Origin of the sequence: Aeromonas molluscorum 848, from assembly GCF_000388115.1 — a bacterium.
GTDB classification, from domain to species: Bacteria; Pseudomonadota; Gammaproteobacteria; order Enterobacterales; family Aeromonadaceae; genus Aeromonas; species Aeromonas molluscorum.
In genome coordinates this window covers 1-16,626 of the sequence record NZ_AQGQ01000085.1, presented here as the reverse complement: position 1 = coordinate 16,626, position 16,626 = coordinate 1, and the positions used below count along the sequence as shown (strand labels likewise).

The 16,626-nt window shown below is 60.0% G+C and carries 17 protein-coding genes; 11 read left to right on the top strand and 6 right to left on the bottom strand.

What is annotated here, in order from left to right:
* The 7 genes from nudC to G113_RS12265 form a co-directional block, all read left to right on the top strand.
* Window positions 1-428: NAD(+) diphosphatase (gene nudC, locus G113_RS12295; protein ID WP_040319183.1), on the top strand; the 428-nt coding region annotated here is incomplete at its 5' end.
* A gap of 213 nt (window positions 429-641) precedes the next feature.
* Window positions 642-1,709, top strand: a complete 1,068-nt coding sequence (gene hemE, locus G113_RS12290; RefSeq protein ID WP_005902686.1) for a uroporphyrinogen decarboxylase — start codon at window positions 642-644, stop codon at window positions 1,707-1,709.
* A 152-nt stretch (window positions 1,710-1,861) separates the two neighbouring features.
* Complete coding sequence (locus G113_RS12285) at window positions 1,862-2,791, top strand: ROK family protein (protein WP_005902684.1); 930 nt, start codon at window positions 1,862-1,864, stop codon at window positions 2,789-2,791.
* 50 nt (window positions 2,792-2,841) lie between these two features.
* Window positions 2,842-3,852 carry an erythrose-4-phosphate dehydrogenase gene (gene epd / locus G113_RS12280; protein ID WP_005902682.1) on the top strand — a complete coding sequence of 337 codons (1,011 nt, stop codon included), beginning with the start codon at window positions 2,842-2,844 and terminating at the stop codon, window positions 3,850-3,852.
* A 62-nt stretch (window positions 3,853-3,914) separates the two neighbouring features.
* On the top strand, window positions 3,915-5,078 hold the full coding sequence (locus G113_RS12275; RefSeq protein ID WP_005902681.1) for a phosphoglycerate kinase: 1,164 nt from the start codon (window positions 3,915-3,917) through the stop codon (window positions 5,076-5,078).
* A 114-nt stretch (window positions 5,079-5,192) separates the two neighbouring features.
* The gene (gene fbaA / locus G113_RS12270) at window positions 5,193-6,272 is read left to right on the top strand and encodes a class II fructose-bisphosphate aldolase (protein ID WP_005902679.1); all 1,080 of its coding nucleotides are present in this window, start codon (window positions 5,193-5,195) and stop codon (window positions 6,270-6,272) included.
* Between the two features lie 167 nt (window positions 6,273-6,439).
* Complete coding sequence (locus G113_RS12265; RefSeq protein WP_005902677.1) at window positions 6,440-7,732, top strand: NAD(P)/FAD-dependent oxidoreductase; 1,293 nt, start codon at window positions 6,440-6,442, stop codon at window positions 7,730-7,732.
* A gap of 47 nt (window positions 7,733-7,779) precedes the next feature.
* On the opposite strand, the gene G113_RS12260 is transcribed toward G113_RS12265, so the two are convergent.
* The 4 genes from G113_RS12260 to cutA form a co-directional block, all read right to left on the bottom strand.
* Window positions 7,780-8,196: a putative periplasmic lipoprotein gene (locus G113_RS12260; RefSeq protein WP_005902674.1), complete on the bottom strand. Its 417-nt coding sequence runs from the start codon at window positions 8,194-8,196 to the stop codon at window positions 7,780-7,782.
* 125 nt (window positions 8,197-8,321) lie between these two features.
* Window positions 8,322-8,864, bottom strand: a complete 543-nt coding sequence (locus G113_RS20255) for a GNAT family N-acetyltransferase (RefSeq protein ID WP_152436030.1) — start codon at window positions 8,862-8,864, stop codon at window positions 8,322-8,324.
* On the bottom strand, window positions 8,861-10,630 hold the full coding sequence (locus G113_RS12250; RefSeq protein WP_005902670.1) for a protein-disulfide reductase DsbD: 1,770 nt from the start codon (window positions 10,628-10,630) through the stop codon (window positions 8,861-8,863). The genes G113_RS20255 and G113_RS12250 overlap by 4 nt, the downstream gene beginning before the upstream one ends.
* Complete coding sequence (gene cutA, locus G113_RS12245) at window positions 10,627-10,944, bottom strand: divalent-cation tolerance protein CutA (RefSeq protein WP_040319181.1); 318 nt, start codon at window positions 10,942-10,944, stop codon at window positions 10,627-10,629. Before cutA ends, G113_RS12250 begins: the two co-directional genes overlap by 4 nt.
* A gap of 201 nt (window positions 10,945-11,145) precedes the next feature.
* Between cutA and G113_RS12240 the strand changes: the two genes are divergently transcribed.
* Both G113_RS12240 and G113_RS12235 read left to right on the top strand, forming a co-directional pair.
* Window positions 11,146-11,487, top strand: coding sequence for a hypothetical protein (locus tag G113_RS12240; protein ID WP_005902666.1), 342 nt, complete (start codon window positions 11,146-11,148; stop codon window positions 11,485-11,487).
* Window positions 11,488-12,115: 628 nt separating this feature from the next.
* Window positions 12,116-13,378 carry a dicarboxylate/amino acid:cation symporter gene (locus G113_RS12235; RefSeq protein ID WP_005902664.1) on the top strand — a complete coding sequence of 421 codons (1,263 nt, stop codon included), beginning with the start codon at window positions 12,116-12,118 and terminating at the stop codon, window positions 13,376-13,378.
* 83 nt (window positions 13,379-13,461) lie between these two features.
* Here the strand turns inward: G113_RS12235 and G113_RS12230 are convergent, their stop codons facing one another.
* Complete coding sequence (locus G113_RS12230) at window positions 13,462-13,893, bottom strand: PACE efflux transporter (protein WP_005902662.1); 432 nt, start codon at window positions 13,891-13,893, stop codon at window positions 13,462-13,464.
* A 151-nt stretch (window positions 13,894-14,044) separates the two neighbouring features.
* Here G113_RS12230 and G113_RS12225 point away from each other — a divergent pair, with 151 nt between their 5' ends.
* On the top strand, window positions 14,045-14,941 hold the full coding sequence (locus tag G113_RS12225; RefSeq protein WP_005902659.1) for a LysR family transcriptional regulator: 897 nt from the start codon (window positions 14,045-14,047) through the stop codon (window positions 14,939-14,941).
* Window positions 14,942-15,072: 131 nt separating this feature from the next.
* Here the strand turns inward: G113_RS12225 and ygfZ are convergent, their stop codons facing one another.
* Window positions 15,073-15,984 (bottom strand): tRNA-modifying protein YgfZ, encoded by a 912-nt coding sequence (gene ygfZ, locus G113_RS12220; RefSeq protein ID WP_005902657.1) that lies wholly within the window; start codon window positions 15,982-15,984, stop codon window positions 15,073-15,075.
* A gap of 112 nt (window positions 15,985-16,096) precedes the next feature.
* Here ygfZ and sdhE point away from each other — a divergent pair, with 112 nt between their 5' ends.
* Window positions 16,097-16,366 (top strand): FAD assembly factor SdhE, encoded by a 270-nt coding sequence (gene sdhE / locus G113_RS12215; RefSeq protein ID WP_005902655.1) that lies wholly within the window; start codon window positions 16,097-16,099, stop codon window positions 16,364-16,366.
* Window positions 16,367-16,626: the final 260 nt, after the last annotated feature.

Here is a 16,626-nt window from a genome sequence, read left to right as displayed (position 1 = left end):
CACAAGGGTGCCATCAGGGACACATGGCATATCCGCGTATCTCCCCCTGCATCATAGTGGCGGTGCGTCGGGGCTCCCAGCTGCTGCTGGGGGCCCATCGCCGTCACTATCAGGCGGACGACCCCATGTTCACCGTGCTGGCGGGCTTCGTCGAGGCTGGCGAAAACCTGGAGCAGTGTGTGGCGCGGGAGGTGTTTGAGGAGAGCGGCATCCGGGTCGGCAATATCCGCTATGTAGGCAGCCAGCCCTGGCCTTTCCCCCACAGCTTGATGATGGGCTTCATCGCCGAGTACCAGGGCGGCGAGATCCGCCTGCAGGAGGAGGAGCTGGTGGCCGCCGATTTCTTCGAACTCGATGCCCTGCCGCGCATTCCACCGCATGGCACCATAGCGCGCCGATTGATTGAGCTCTGCCGCGAGCCCCTCTGAGGGCGGTTGCAACCTGGCCACAGGTGGGGGATGAGCGATGCCTGAATCGACGTCTGCCCGGCCCCGGAAAACCACTGGCATCGCAAGCCGAGGTTGCGCCCTCTCACATCTTTGCACTCCGGGCGGTCGGCGCTGTGGTTTGCATCCCCCGCAGCGGCGCACAAAGTGGTATCATATCCGTCATTTTATGCGTGATATGACTCAGGAATTGGGATGAAAGAGCTGAAGAACGATCGATATCTGCGTGCCCTGTTGCGCCAGGATGTGGACATGACCCCGGTATGGATGATGCGCCAGGCTGGCCGTTATCTGCCGGAATACAAGGCGACCCGCGCCGTCGCAGGGGACTTCATGTCCCTGTGCCGCAACGCCGAGCTGGCTTGTGAAGTCACTCTGCAGCCCCTGCGCCGCTACCCGCTCGATGCCGCCATCCTCTTCTCCGACATCCTCACCATTCCTGACGCCATGGGACTGGGTCTCTATTTCGAGCATGGCGAAGGCCCGCGCTTCGAACGACCCATCAAATCCATGGCCGATGTGCAGGCACTGCCCATTCCGGATCCGGAAGATGAACTCGGTTACGTGATGAATGCGGTGCGCACCATACGCCGCGAGCTGAAAGGCGACGTGCCGCTGATTGGTTTCTCCGGCAGTCCCTGGACCCTGGCCACCTACATGGTGGAGGGGGGCAGCTCCAAGGCCTTCACCAAGATCAAGCAGATGATGTATGCCGAGCCGCAGACTCTGCACCTGCTGCTCGACAAGCTGGCCGACAGCGTGATCAGCTACCTCAACGCCCAGATCCTGGCCGGTGCCCAGTCGGTCATGGTGTTCGACACCTGGGGCGGTGTGTTGACCCCGCGGGATTACCGCGACTTCTCCCTGCAGTACATGCACAAGATTGTCGACGGCCTGATCCGGGAACACGAAGGCCGCCGCGTGCCCGTGACCCTGTTCACCAAAAACGGCGGCCAGTGGCTGGAGCAGATCGCCGCCACCGGCTGCGATGCCCTGGGCCTGGACTGGACCATAGACATCGCGGACGCCAAGCGCCGGGTCGGTGACAAGGTGGCGTTGCAGGGCAACATGGATCCCTCCATGCTCTACGCCGCGCCAGCGCGCATCCGCGAAGAGGTCGCCACCATTCTGGCGGGCTTTGGCAGCGGCAACGGCCACGTCTTCAACCTGGGCCACGGCATCCATCAGGATGTGGATCCGGAGCACGCCGGTGTCTTCGTCAATGCGGTGCACGAGCTCTCCGGTCAATACCACGGCCGCTGAGCCCTGCAGGCTGCTCAATCGCTATCAACGGGGCCTGCGGGCCCCGTTGTCGTTGGTGGCTAACCCCGATAGCGCCACAGGCTGACACTGGTCAGTGGTGAGCGGGACGCCAGTCGGGTTACACTGGTGCTTCGAGCTTGGCAGGAGGCGAAATGAGCAAGAGATCATGGGATTGGGGTATCGACCTGGGCGGCACCAAGTGCGAGTGCGTGGTGCTCGATGGCGACGAGGTGCTGCTGCGTCATCGTATTCCGACCGAGCGCCGTGGCGGTTATCAGCACATGATTGGCCAGATCGCCAAGCTGGTGGATGAGTGTGCCGACAAGCTCGGCCAGCGCCCGACCCTCATCGGCATGGGTACGCCGGGGGCGCGGGATCCCCAGACCGGGGTGATGAAGAACTGCAACACCACTGAACTCAATGGCCAGCCGTTCAAGGAAGATCTGGAACGCAGGCTCGGCATTCCGGTGCTGATCGCCAATGACGCCAACTGTTTTGCTTTGGCTGAAACCCACTTGGGGGCGGTGCGCCAGCACCATCCCGATGCCAAGGTCGTATTTGGCATCATCATGGGTACTGGTGTGGGCTCCGGCATCGTCATCAATGGCCAGATCCTCAATGGCCACCACGGCATTGCCGGGGAGTGGGGTCATAATGTGCTCTCCCCCGACGGACCCGAGTGCTACTGCGGCAAACGCGGTTGTGTCGAAACCCTCATCAGCGGCCCGGCCCTGGAGGCCTGGTACCAGGCCAAGACCAAGCGTCATCTCCCTCTGGCCCAGATTGCGGCGGCAACCGCCCATGACCATGTGGCCAAGCTGACCATAGATCGGTTGCACTTGTTGTTTGGCCAGGCCTTGGCCAACGTGGTCAACATTCTCGATCCCGATGTCATCGTCATCGGCGGCGGGGTGGGCAATGTGCAGAGTCTCTATAGCGTCGGTGCCCAGACAATTTTGCCCTTCCTCTTTAATCCCCGCTTCCGGGCCCCCATTATTGCTCCAGCCCTGGGGGACAGTGCCGGGGTATTCGGCGCGGCACTCTTGGCTCGTGGTACCTTCCGGGAGGCGCAACTCTCATGATGCCACCCCTTCATCCTCTCTTTAGTCGCAGGTAAGGACACGTAATTTCCATGATCAAGATTGCCATCAATGGTTACGGGCGGATCGGCCGCAATGTGCTGCGTGCTCTCTACGAGAGTGGTCGGGACAAGAGCATCAAGATAGTCGCCATCAACGAGCTGGCGGCGCCCGAGGCCATGGTGCACCTGACCCGCTTTGACACCAGCCACGGTCGCTTCGCACATCCTGTGCAACTGGCCGGTAGCAGCATGCAGGTGGGGCAGGATCTCATCGCCCTGTTCGCGGAACGGGATCCTGCCAACCTGCCATGGCGGGCGCTGGGAGTGGATGTGGTGCTAGACTGTACCGGCGTGTTTGGCTCCCGGGCCGATGCCGAGCGCCATCTGGGGGCGGGGGCGGGCAAGGTGCTCTTCTCCCATCCCGCGGATGCGGATGTGGATGCGACAATCGTTTTCGGGGTAAACCATCAGACCTTGACCGGACGGGAGCGGATCGTCTCCAACGCCTCTTGTACCACCAACTGCGTGGTGCCTGTCATCGAAACATTGCATCGAGAATTCGAGATAAATTGTGGTACTATTACGACAATTCATTCGGCCATGCACGACCAGCAAGTCATCGATGCTTACCACAGTGACTTGCGCAGAACCCGGGCCGCCAGCCAGTCCATCATTCCGGTGGATACCAAGCTGGCAAAGGGGTTGGAGCGTATCCTTCCCCACTTCGCCGGCAAGTTTGAGGCGATCGCTGTACGGGTGCCGACCATCAATGTAACGGCAATGGATCTCAGTATTACTGTTCGTAAAAAAGTGACGGTTACTGACGTAAATCAAGCCCTGCAGCGGGCATCCAGAGGTACATTAAGCGGTATTCTGGATTACACGGAGGAACCCTTGGTCTCCGTCGATTTCAATCATGATGCACACTCCTGCATCATCGATGGTACCCAGACAAGGGTCAGCGATGCCAACCTCGTCAAGATGTTGATGTGGTGCGATAACGAATGGGGCTTCGCTAACCGCATGTTGGATACCACCCGGGCCATGATGGCCGCAGGCTGAGAGCTTGCACCGGGCGCAAGGTTACTGTTTTTAACATTACCTGAAAATATAGAGGACTGAATATGTCTGTTATCAAGATGACCGACCTGGATCTGGCGGGTAAACGCGTTCTGATCCGTGCTGACCTGAACGTGCCGGTAAAAGACGGCAAGGTCACTTCCGATGCACGGATCAAAGCAACGCTGCCGACCATCAAGCTGGCTCTGGAAAAGGGTGCCAAGCTGATGATCACCTCCCACTTGGGTCGTCCGACCGAGGGTGAATACAACGAAGAGTTCTCCCTGGCGCCGGTTGTCAACTATCTGAAAGACGCACTCTCCTGCAACGTCACCCTGGCCAAAGATTACCTGGATGGCGTAGACGTCGCCGCCGGTGAGCTGGTTGTGCTGGAAAACTGCCGCTTCAACAAGGGCGAGAAGAAGAATACCGAAGAGCTGGCCAAAAAATACGCCGCCCTGTGTGACATCTTCGTAATGGATGCATTCGGTACTGCTCACCGCGCCGAAGGTTCCACCTACGGTGTGGCTCAGTTCGCCCCCGTCGCCTGTGCCGGTCCGCTGCTGGCCGGTGAACTGGAGGCCCTGGGCAAAGCCATGCTCAAGCCCGAGCGCCCCATGGTCGCCATCGTGGGCGGCTCCAAGGTTTCCACCAAGCTGACCGTGCTGGAATCCCTCTCCAAGATCGCTGACCAGCTGGTGGTCGGTGGTGGCATCGCCAACACCTTCATCGCCGCTGCCGGTCACAACGTCGGCAAGTCCCTGTGTGAACATGACCTGCTCGACACCGCCAAGAAACTGGCCGCCGAGACCAACATTCCGGTCACCACCGACGTGGTCGTGGGCAGCGAGTTCTCAGAAAACACTCCGGCCACCATCAAGTCCGTCTCCGACGTGACCGATGGCGACATGATCTTCGACATCGGCCCGGATTCTGCCAAGGCCCTGGCCGACATCATCATGAACGCCAAGACCATTCTGTGGAACGGCCCGGTTGGTGTATTCGAGTTCGACCAGTTCTCCGCAGGCACCAAGGTGATTGCCGAAGCCATCGCGGCTTCCCCGGCCTTCTCCATCGCTGGCGGTGGTGACACCCTGGCCGCCATCGACAAGTTCGGCATTGCCGACAAAGTCTCCTACATCTCCACCGGCGGCGGCGCCTTCCTGGAGTTTGTAGAAGGCAAGGTACTGCCGGCCGTGGCCATGCTGGAACAGCGCGCCAAAGCCTAATTGACCCGGGACGGGGGGCAAAAGCCTCCCGTTTCGTTTATCATGTGGCCGCTGCGGCAGTTCGTGATAAACCTCCACTTTTTATTAACGGCATACGAGAACAGGACGATTAACATGTCTAAGAAAATTTTCGACTTCGTAAAACCCGGCGTGATCACTGGTGATGACGTTCAGAAAGTGTTCGCTATCGCTAAAGAGAACGGCTTCGCTCTGCCGGCTGTTAACTGTGTCGGTACCGATTCCGTCAACGCCGTGCTGGAAGCTGCCGCCAAGGTGAAGGCTCCGGTCATCGTTCAGTTCTCCAACGGCGGTGCCGTGTTCACCGCCGGTAAGGGCCTGAAGCTGGAAGGCCAGCAAGCTGCCGTACTGGGTGCCATCTCCGGTGCCAAGCACGTGCACGCCGTTGCCGAAGCTTACGGTGTTCCCGTGATCCTGCACACCGACCACGCCGCCAAGAAGCTGCTGCCCTGGATCGACGGCCTGCTGGACGCCGGTGAGAAGCACTTTGCCGAGACCGGCAAGCCGCTGTTCTCCTCCCACATGCTGGACCTGTCCGAAGAGCCGCTGGAAGAGAACATCGACATCTGCTGCGAATACCTGACCCGCATGGCCAAGATGAACATGACTCTGGAGCTGGAACTGGGTTGCACTGGCGGTGAAGAAGATGGCGTGGACAACAGCCACCTGGACCAATCCTCCCTGTACACCCAGCCGGAAGACGTGGCTTACGCTTACGAGCGTCTGTCCAAGATCAGCCCGCGTTTCACCATCGCTGCCTCCTTCGGCAACGTGCACGGTGTTTACAAGCCGGGTAACGTCAAGCTGACCCCGTCCATCCTGGATGCTTCCCAGAAATTCGTTTCCGAGAAGTTCGGTCTGCCAGCCAAGTCTCTGGACTTCGTATTCCACGGTGGTTCAGGTTCTACCCTGGAAGAGATCCGCGAGTCCATCTCCTACGGTGTGGTCAAGATGAACATCGATACCGACACCCAGTGGGCTACATGGGAAGGTGTTCTGGACTTCTACAAGGCGAACGAAGCTTACCTGCAAGCTCAGTTGGGCAACCCTGAAGGTGCCGACAAGCCGAACAAGAAGTTCTACGATCCGCGTGTCTGGGTACGTGCCGGTCAGACTTCCATGATCGCTCGTCTGGAGAAAGCCTTCTCCGACCTGAACGCCATCGACGTACTGTAATTCTCGGTACTCGATTGCTGACCAAGGCGCCCTCAGGGGCGCCTTTTGCGTTTCTGTGACTCGCCAGGGGTTTTCGTGGTGGAGAGGCTGGATTGCCGTCCCCCTATGGGTATTCTCTGTTAACGGTTGTTTATTTTAGTAAACAGACATGGGCAGGATGCTGACTTATGGGTACAGGGAATCAGGAACACACAGCCTCATATTATGCGGCGACGCGCAATGACCTTTCGAGTTGGCCCGAGCTATCTGGTGAGCTGGATGCGGATGTCTGCGTCATAGGGGGCGGTTTCACCGGACTCAATACCGCCATCAATCTGGCGGAGGCGGGCTACAAGGTGATTTTGCTTGAGGCGAATCGCATCGGTTGGGGGGCGTCCGGTCGCAACGGTGGCCAGCTGATCCGCGGCATCGGCCATGACACTAGCCAGTTCATCCGCCATATCGGTGAGCAAGGGGTGCGCGAGCTGGATCTGATGGGGCTGGAGGCGGTGCAACTGGTGCGCGAGCGCATCGAGCGTTTCAACATTGACTGCGACTTGCGCTGGGGCTATTGCGATCTCGCCACCAAGACGCGGCACGTGCGTGGCTTCGAGCAAGAGCTCAAGCACCTTCAGGCCCTGGGTTACCAGCATGAACTGCGCCTGGTGGATAGAGGCGACATGGCCAGCGTGGTGGGCTCACCGCGCTATATCGGCGGTCTGGTCGATATGGGGTCGGGTCACCTGCACCCACTCAACCTGGCTCTCGGCGAGGCGCGCGCCGCCGCCAGCCTCGGGGTCGCTCTGTTCGAGCACTCCCGGGTGACCCATATCGACTATGGCAGCACGCTGCAAGTCACCACGGCCCATGGCCGATGCCGCGCCAAATACCTGGTGCTTGGCTGCAACGCCTACCTCAATGATCTGGATCCCGAGATAGGGGGACGGGTGCTGCCTGCCGGTTCGTATATTTTGGCGACCCAGGTGCTTGAGAAGCGGTTGCGCCAGCGCTTGCTGCCGCAAAACATGGCGGTGTGCGATCAGAATGTGGCCCTCGATTACTACCGGTTATCGGCAGATGGGCGCCTGCTGTTTGGCGGGGCCTGCAACTACTCGGGGAAGGATCCCAAAGACATCAAGGCCTTTATGCTGCCAAAATTGTTGCGGGTCTTCCCGGAGCTCGCGGGTACCGCCATCGAGTTTCAGTGGGGAGGAATGATAGGCATAGGTGCCAACCGCCTGCCGCAGATTGGGCGCTTGCCTGATCATGACAACGTCTTCTATGCCCAGGCTTATTCGGGGCATGGCCTCAATGCGACCCACATGGCCGCCAAGCTGGTGGCCGAGGCAATCGTGGGGCAGAGCCGGGGGTTCGATCTGTTCAGCAGCGTTCCCCACATGAGTTTCCCAGGGGGGGCCGCCTTGCGGTCTCCCCTACTGGCACTGGGCATGCTGTGGCACAGGATGAAAGATCTGCTCTAAGAGGGGTGAGGCGGCCTGCAGATTGATAGGGATGAAGGGCATCATCCCTATGTTTGGCTGGGTTCGGCCAGGCGCCAGCCCTGCTCTGTTTTGACCATCCATACCTGGGTCTGCTGCGCCACGACATGTCCCGCCTCAAAGTCGCCGTATTTTCGCTCCAGTTCCATCAGCGCCATCTCCTGCTGATAGGGGCCCACCTTGTCGTAGACCAGATCCTCGTCCTGCAAAACTTGCAGCTGATCCAGCCCTTGTTTGAAGTGCAGTTGATAGCTGACCTTGATCAGATACACGCCTTCCTGGGATTCACTCTTGTCCAGTACCTGAAAGTCGCTCATATCAAACAGCTTGGCATCGCTATCGGCCAGCAGGCGGGCCCTGACCTGGCTCTCTATCTCGTCGACCCCGGGTCCCGAGCTGCAGGCAGACAGCCAGAGAGCTAGCAGGGGGATGAACCACTTTTTCATCACGACTCCAGAGGGCATTACGGGGGAAAGGGCAGATTCTGCCATGGCGCTCGTCATATACAAGGGGATTGGCGGCCCGGGCGCAGAAAAAACGGCAGGCGTGATGTGGCGGCACAGCGACCGGGTCATTGCGTCTGCGGGTAGGGGTGGCAGACGGCCCGCTCCATCAGCAGGGCATCACCGACGTACTGGGGCAGTGACCGGCGTCCCACCTGGCAAAAACCGTGGCGCAGCCAGAAGGTGAGGCCGGGGCCATTGGTCTCGATCACCGCCAGGCGTAGCCGGGTACAGTGCCAGGCTGCGGCCTGCGCCATGATCTCGCAGAGCATGGCGCTGCCAAGGCCTTGACCCTGGGCTGCTGGTCTGAGCTGCAGCAGGCCAAGAAAGGCGGTCTCTGGGGTGGGGTAACCGCGAACCAGATCGATGCAGCCCACGATGTGCTGCTCGTCCATGATGGCCAGCACCAGCTTGTCCTGGGCCCTGATCCCCGCGGGGCAGTCGTTGAGCAGCTCCCAGGCATCCTGGCGCGTCGGCAAGCGTCGGGTGATCAGCAGGCTGTAATCCGGGGTGGCCATCAGCAGATCCCAGAGCAGATCCAGATGCGGTGCGCGCGCTGGCAGCAACTTCATCAGTCGCAGATGGGAGAATCCCTGCGACGTCAGCCTCACGGCAGGGTGTCCAGCTGGCCGAGAAACTCATCAGGTCCCATGAAACCAGTGATGCGTTGCCCGGTCAGCTCCTGGCCCTTGCGGTCGAAGAAGATAAGGGTAGGCAACCCCAGCACCTTCAGCTCATTGAGCAGGGTGACGTCGTCATCATCATTGGCGGTGACATCGGCCTGCAGCAATACCATCTTATCGAAACGCGCCCGCACGGCAGGATCGCTGAACGTCTTGTGTTCGAACTCCTTGCAGGCCACGCACCAGTCGGCGTAGAGATCCAGCATCACCGGTTTGCCGCGGGCTGCGGCCAGCTGTCGTTGCAGATCCTGCACCGTCTTGACCCGGACAAACTGGGGCGCCTTGGCCTCGACTTGTGCGATGGGTGCCGGGAACAGGGTCTCCTTGACCAGGAGTGCGCCGGTTATCATGGCCAGCAGAATGAGAAAGCCGCGCAGGCTCTTGCCCAGGCTGTGGGGGGATCCTTGATTGTGGTGATAGAGATAGCCGCACAGGGCCAGGCCCCACGCGAGCCATGCCAGGGTGGCGAGCTGATCGCTCCACAGCCGTGACAGCAGCAGTATGGGCACGGCCAGCAGCGCAAACCCGAAGAGCTGTTTGATCACATCCATCCAGGCCCCTGCCCTGGGCAGCAGCTTGCCCCCTGAGGTGCCGAGCAGCAGCAGCGGCAGCCCCATCCCCAGGGAGAGGGCATAGAGCGCCGCACCGCCGAGCCAGAGGTCGCCGCTCTGGGCCACATAGATGAGTGCACCCGACAGCGGTGCCGTGGTGCAGGGGGAGCAGACCAGCCCCGAGATCATGCCCATGATGGCGACCCCGGGTATTGAGCCGCCCTGCTGGCGGTTGGAGAGGTCGGCTAGCCGGGTTTGCAGGCCGCTTGGCAGTTGCAGGCTGTAGCAGCCGAACATGGAGAGCGCCAGCAGCACGAACATGGCCGAGAGGCCGATCAGCACATAGGGGTGCTGCAAGGCTGCCTGGAATTTCAGCCCAGCAGACGCCACCACCAAGCCGAGCAGGGTGTAGGTGACGGCCATGCCTTGCACATAAACCAGAGAGAGCAGGAAGGCTCGTCGGGTCGACAGTCGCGCACCAGCCCCTGCAATGATGCCGGTCAGTATGGGGTACATGGGGAAAACGCAGGGGGTGAAGGCGAGCCCGAGCCCCAGCACGAAGAAGGCGGCAATGCTGAGCCAGAAGCCCTGGTTGCCGAGTGCTGCGGCCAGCTTGTCCTGCTGGCTGGTCGGCGTACTCTCAGCCACTGGCTGGTTTTCGCCTGGCTCCGCAGTGGTTTGGGCCGCAAGGGGAGTCAGTGCTATCACTTTGTCGGTCGGCGGGTAGCAGAGTCCCTCGGTACAACCCTGATAGCTGATGTGCAGGCGTCCCCGTTCGTCAACCTGGGTAAGCTGCAGCGGTATCTCGACTTGCTGGTAGTAAACCTCTGTTTTACCGAAGAAGTCATCTTCATGGTCACTGCCTGGGGGAAGCGTGGGGGCATCGAGGCTGGCGTTCTCTCCCTTGAAAGTGAAGCGGTGACGGTAGAGGTAGTAGCCATCGGCGATCTGCAGGCGCACCGTCAGTCTGTCACCATCTTGCACCGAGTCGAGCACGAAGGCCTGATCGACCTTGAGGAAGCTGGGGCTCTGTTGACCCAGTCCCAGGGAGCCAAGCAGATCGCCGCTGGCCTGAGCCTGGGAGAGGGGAACCAGCAGGCTGCAGAGCAGCAACAAGGAGCGAAACAAGCGCACGCCCATCATGAAGTTTCCTCCATCAGCCAGGCGAGATAAGGCGTGTGGCCACCGGTGATGGGCAGCATCAGCAGCTCGGGGGTCTCATAGGGATGCAGGGCCAAAATCCTCTGCTCTATGTCAGCAAAGAGGGAGATGCGGGACTTGATGATGAGCTGGATCTCGCTTGCCCGCTCTATTTTGCCCTGCCAGCGGTAGACTGAGCGCACCGGTGCCAACTGGTTGATGCAGGCCGCGAGGCGGCGCTCGAGCAGTTGCTCGCTGATGAGGTCGGCGCTCGCCTGGCTCGGGCAGGTACAGAGCAGCAGCATGGCATCTGTCATGGAATAGGGGTCTCCGAATCTGGGTCGCCAAGGGGTCAAATACCCCTGCTTATGGGGGTTACTATACCCAGAAGCGGTTGAAATAGCACAGCACGGCGCCCAGCCCCCGAGAGGGTAAAATAAGAGTGTTGGACGGGATAGACGCTCCTGAGCGGACAGGGCAAAATGAGCGAGCCTGTTCCCCTAGACGTAAGGAAATGTATGACCCAACAGAATGAGCAGCAGAGAACTCGCATGTTGAGCCTGCTGCGCGACGGTGAGCGTCGGATGTTGACCCAGTTGTCGGGTCTGTTGCGCAGTTGTGCGGACGAGATCAATGCCGAACTGGACAAGGAGGAGCTGCTGGAGACCCTGGAGCAGCCCATCACGGTCGAATACCTGAGCGGCGTGGTCCAGCATCATCTGTTCGAGCGGCTGCACAAGGGGGATATGGCGGCGGCCCAGCGTATGCTGAGTCAATATCAGCAGGATATCGAAGCCATGCTGAGCAAAGAACAGGCACTTGAGGAACAGGAAGCGCCCCTGGTCAACGCCCCGGCCTGAATCGGGAGCCTGTCTGGGTTGCAACCGGCGCTCCTCCGCTGTTGTTGCAACCCCACTCTTTCTCTGCTCTGCTTATCTCATCCGCTCGCAATCCTCTCCCAAATGCCTGGTTAGCCGCCGCTCAGGCCTTGCTCCTGGTTGTGGGCCACTTCTCGGGCTCATACCTTCATCGCTGGCTCTGCCCAGTAGCGCCTTGCTTGTGGTGCAAGATGGGGGGCATGAGCGCCGTTGTTGCTGGCTGATGCGGACTATGTCAGCAGATCACTCTGCCATGGGGCGCTCAGGTTAATTGGCTAAATGATATTGGTAATAAACTCCGTGGTATTGGCTATTTTCAGGTTAATAATTCTGAATGTAAGTGATTAATATCGATGTTTAACTAATATTTATTAGTTAAACAAAACTAAATGAATGTTTGGTGTGGCATTGCTTGGAGTTAATGCTCTGTTTATGTATCGGAAGTGGCGATAAATGCTGAACATATGATCCATGTCACAGGCATTGACAGTGATAAACGCTGTTTGTAGCAAAATTGTTTCATGGGTGTAAAGTCTGCCCTCGTCGGGTCACGGTAGTGATACTGACTATAAAAACAATACAAGACAGACAATCACACAGGAGCAGTCCCATGGATAAGTCCCTTTCGTCCCGCATCTTCGCCGGCCTCTTTGTCGGCCTGGTGCTAGGCAGTGCCATCCAGTATCTCTTCCCCGGCCAACCAGTGCTGGACAGTTGGGTGGTTGGCACCGCCAGCGGCATAGGCGGTATGTTTGTTTCCCTGATCAAGCTGATGGTCATCCCCCTGGTCTACATCTCCATCGTCTGTGGGGTCTGCGAACTCAAGGATGTGGCGAGTTTCGGCCGCCTGGGAACCAAGACATTGCTGCTCTACATCGGCAATACAGTGTTGGCCATCACGGCCGCCCTGACCGTGGGTCTGCTGCTGCAACCCGGGTTGGGCGCTCACTTGCCGCTGGCCGCCGAGGCGGTGGACATAGGCAATACCAGTACCCCTGATATCGGCAAGATGATCATGAACATAGTGCCGAGCAACCCGATCCAGGCGTTTGCCTCCGGTGACATGTTGCAGATCATCTTCATGGCGATCCTGACCGGCCTGGCAATACAGGCGCTGGATAAGCGTGGCGGTCCGGCCGTTAATGCGTTTCGCATTGCCAACGAGGTGATGATGAAGCTGGTGGGTCTGGTGATGAAACTGGCTCCTTACGGCGTATTTGCCCTCATGGTGCAATTGGGTGCCACCATGGCGGCCGATACCTTGATGTCGGTAGCCAGTTATGTGTTGCTGGTGGTTGCCATGCTGGTGGGCTGGATCTTCCTGGTCTACCCGCTGCTGGTCTGGCTGTTGGCCGGGATAAAACCCGCCGAATTTCGCCGCAAGACCCGCGAACAGGTGCTCTTCTCCCTGTCGACCGCCAGTTCCAATGCCACTATTCCGGTGACCATGCGTACCCTGACCGAAAAGTTCGGGGTCAGTAAGTCCATTGCTGGTTTTGGTGTTCCGCTTGGAGCTACCATGAATATGTCCGGCGTCTCCATCTACATCACGCTGGCGACCCTGTTTGTGGCCAACGCCACCGGGGCCAGCATCAATAGCGCGGATCTGCTCTCCATTGGCTTTACCGTGTTGATCCTCTCCATCGGGGCAGGCGGTGTGCCTGGTGGTGGCGTGGTCATGATAGGGGTCATGCTGATGCAACTCGGCCTACCGATGGAGGCCCTTGCCATCATCATGGCGGTGGATCGTATCAATGATATGTTCTGCACCTCCTCCAATGTGGTGGGTGACACTGCCGTCTGCGTGGTGGTAGCCAAATCGGAGAATGGCATAGGTGTTGAGGAGGTTCAGCCCGAGCAAGCGGTTGCCTGACCCTAAAGGAGCGACTCACTCGTCCATGCATGTCAGTAAAAAGGTCCACCTCAGGGTGGACCTTTTGCATGGTGGCGACGGGCTCAGGCGTGTTGCGTGACCTGAGCCGGGATGGGGAAGACCTTGTCATAGAGCAGGTTATAGACGAAGGCGTAGACCAGGTAGAAGATCACAAAGCCAAGATCCAGTACCAGGGCTTCCAGCAGGCTTATTTTCAGCCACCAGGCCATGGCTGGCAGGGCCACGATCAGCAGACCGCCCTCGAAGCCGATGGCATGCCCCACCCGCTGCCAGAGCGTCTTGCGGGTATGACCCTGTCGCCGTTGCAGCAGACGGTCAAATCCCAGGTTGTAGACATAGTTCCAGACGGTCGCGAGCACCGAGAAAAACAGGGCCAGTGGTCCCATGTGGCTCAAGGCGACCCCGGTCAGCCAGCTGGCGAGGGGGGCGACAATCAGCAGGCCAATCAATTCAAAGCCGATGGCGTGGCGCAGACGATCACGGGAGGTACGCATTGCTATCTCTCTCTTCAAGCAGGTTTCACGGAAAGTACTGACATCAATCTATCGTCAAATTGCTAGGGATACACGTTGGTATCTATCTCTTTAGTAGATAGGTCTTATACTGCTACTTATCAATCCCACCCCCATGACAAGGCCCGTGCTAATGAATCTCTCCCTGGAGCAGCTCAGGACCCTGCTGGCCGCCGCCGACAGTGGCTCCTTTTCGGCCGCAGCCCGCCAGCTTGGCAAGGCTCAGTCGGTGGTGAGCAGCGCCATCGCCAATCTGGAGGCCGATCTTGACCTCGGGTTGTTCGATCGCAGTGGCCGCTATCCGCAACTGACCTCGGCGGGGGAGCGCATCGTGGCGCAAGCCAGGGCGGTGCTCGCCAGCAGCGAGCAGCTGCAAGCCGTGGCCCTTGAGCTGCATGGGGGCGTGGAGTCACGCCTGACCCTGGCCATCGATGATGACTCCCAGCTCTCCTGGGTGGCCGAGGTGCTGAGCCGCTTTGCCGAGGCTTTCCCCGCCATCGAGCTGGAGCTGCTGTTTCCCATGCTCGAGGACCTCACTCATCTGCTGCGCGAGGGACGGGCCCAGCTTGGCATCAGTTACGAGCGCCTGCAGCCGAGCCCTGAGCTGGAGTTTCATGCCCTGGGGCGGCTCGCCATGCCCATAGTGGCGGCGCCGACTCACCCCTTGGCGACCTTGGTCAAGGTGGGACTCGATCATCTCAGGCTGGAGCGCCAGTTGATGGTGACGGGTCAGCGCGGCGGTGGGGAGCGCGAGCGATTTCGCTTCTCGCCAAACGTCTGGTGGGTGGAGGGGGACTGGGGTCTGCTCGAGCTCACCAAGCGCGGCCTGGGCTGGGGATCCGTCCCCCAATATCTGTTGCAGGGTCCGTTGGCCCGGGGGGAGGTGGTGCTCTTGCCGGTGGACTTTCTTGCTCAGCAGCAGAGCCTGGGGTTGGAGCTGTTGTGGCGCCGGGACCGATCCCTGGGGCCCGCTGGCCGCTGGCTCAAGGAGGCTCTGGTCGCCCACGCCCGCCAGGTGTTTCGGGACTGAATGCGACGCTAAAGCCCCGGTGCTGGTGGTCATTGCCCATCAGGAGGCGGTGGCGGGAGCCCGGGACTGGCCGAGAGGATCTCAGCCAGTAAAAAGGCCCGCGAGGGGCCTTGGCAAGCGAGACGCTGATGCTACTCCGCCAGGGAGTAGGGGAGGGGTTGAAGGTGCAGGCGTGAGCCCTCTTCCTGTTTGAGGCGATAGATGGCATCGGCCTCGGTATCTTTGGGCAGCACGGCGGTGAGCCAGACTTGACCATTCTGCTGCCAGGCATTGAGCACCAGGCCGCCACGGCGCCAGTTCTCGCCGAGTTGCAGCTCCAGGGTGTCGCCGCTCGCCACAGGGGCTGTCGCCTCACCGGCCAGCACGAACAAGGCGCGATTGCTGGCACCGCGATACTTGGCGCGGGCCACCGTCTCCTGACCCATGTAGCAACCCTTGGTGAAGCTGATGCCGCCAAGGGCCTGCAGGTTGATCATCTGGGGAATGTACTCACCTTGATGGACGGCCTCCAGGTGCGGTATGCCCGCCTGGATATCCAGCGCCCACCAGAGGGCCTGTTCGGCCTTGGGCAAGGTCAGGGCCGGATCCTGCTCGCACAGCAGTAGCCAGCGATCGGTGGCGACACGCACCGCCATGCCCTGAGGAGTGAGGCCACTGTCGCCAAGGCCGAGCTGGGCGGCGACCCAGGCATCGGTGCCCGTGCCTGCGATGGCCAGACTTGTCCAGTCGCTTTGCTGGATGTCGACCTTGGCGAACACGGCAAACTTCTTCAACTCCGGCAGCTGGCGTGCCAATAGGGACGCCTTGGTCTGTAGCAGCAGGCATTCGGGCAGGCAGTAGAGGCGAAAATTCCCCCACAGCTTGCCCTTGGCATCGCAGTGGCCGCCGAGGGTGCTCTGACCCGGGGTCAGGGCGCTGACATCGCAGGTAACCTGGCCTTGCAGGTACTTGACTCTATCCTCGCCGGTCAGGCGGACCAGAGAGAGGTCGGTCAGGAGAAATTGGGTAGGCTCGGCCGGGAAAACAGGGGGGTGCAGGCTCACGATCGCATTCCTGAGACAAAAGTATGTGACCTGCATGGTAAAGACGTAAGGAATGTTTGTCAGCCTGAAAATCCTGCTGTTACCATCCACGGGTCTTTGTAAGGAGAGTGCCATGTTGAGCCCCATCGAGAAATCCCGCCTGAAGTGGGCCTGCCGCCGCGGCATGCTCGAGCTGGATGTGATCTTTATGCCGTTTTTTGAACACGAGTTCGACAGCCTGAGCGATGCCGAGCAGCTGACCTTCATCCGTCTGCTGGAGAGCGACGACCCGGATCTGTTCAAGTGGTGCATGGGCCATGGGGCACCGGCGGATCCGGATTTTGCCGCCATGATCCCGCTGATCCTCACCCGTAACCAGGCCCGTCATGATGCCAATCGCTGAGAGTTGAGTGCAGATCCCCGTCTCCGTCTCCCGACGCCAGCAGTGCTGTCTGCTGGCGCTGTTTTTGTTGCTGATCTGGCCGGTATCATCCCTGATCCAGGGGTGGTTGTGGGGGTCTGTTTCTGCCGCTTTGGCTGCTGGGGCTGGGGCTGGCACAGCGTCAGGCTAGCCGTGCTCAGGCCTCCCTGCGGTGGGATCAGGAGTGGCTTCACTGGCAAGGGCAGCGTTACCGGATAGGGCCTCGCAGCTGCATCTTGCCC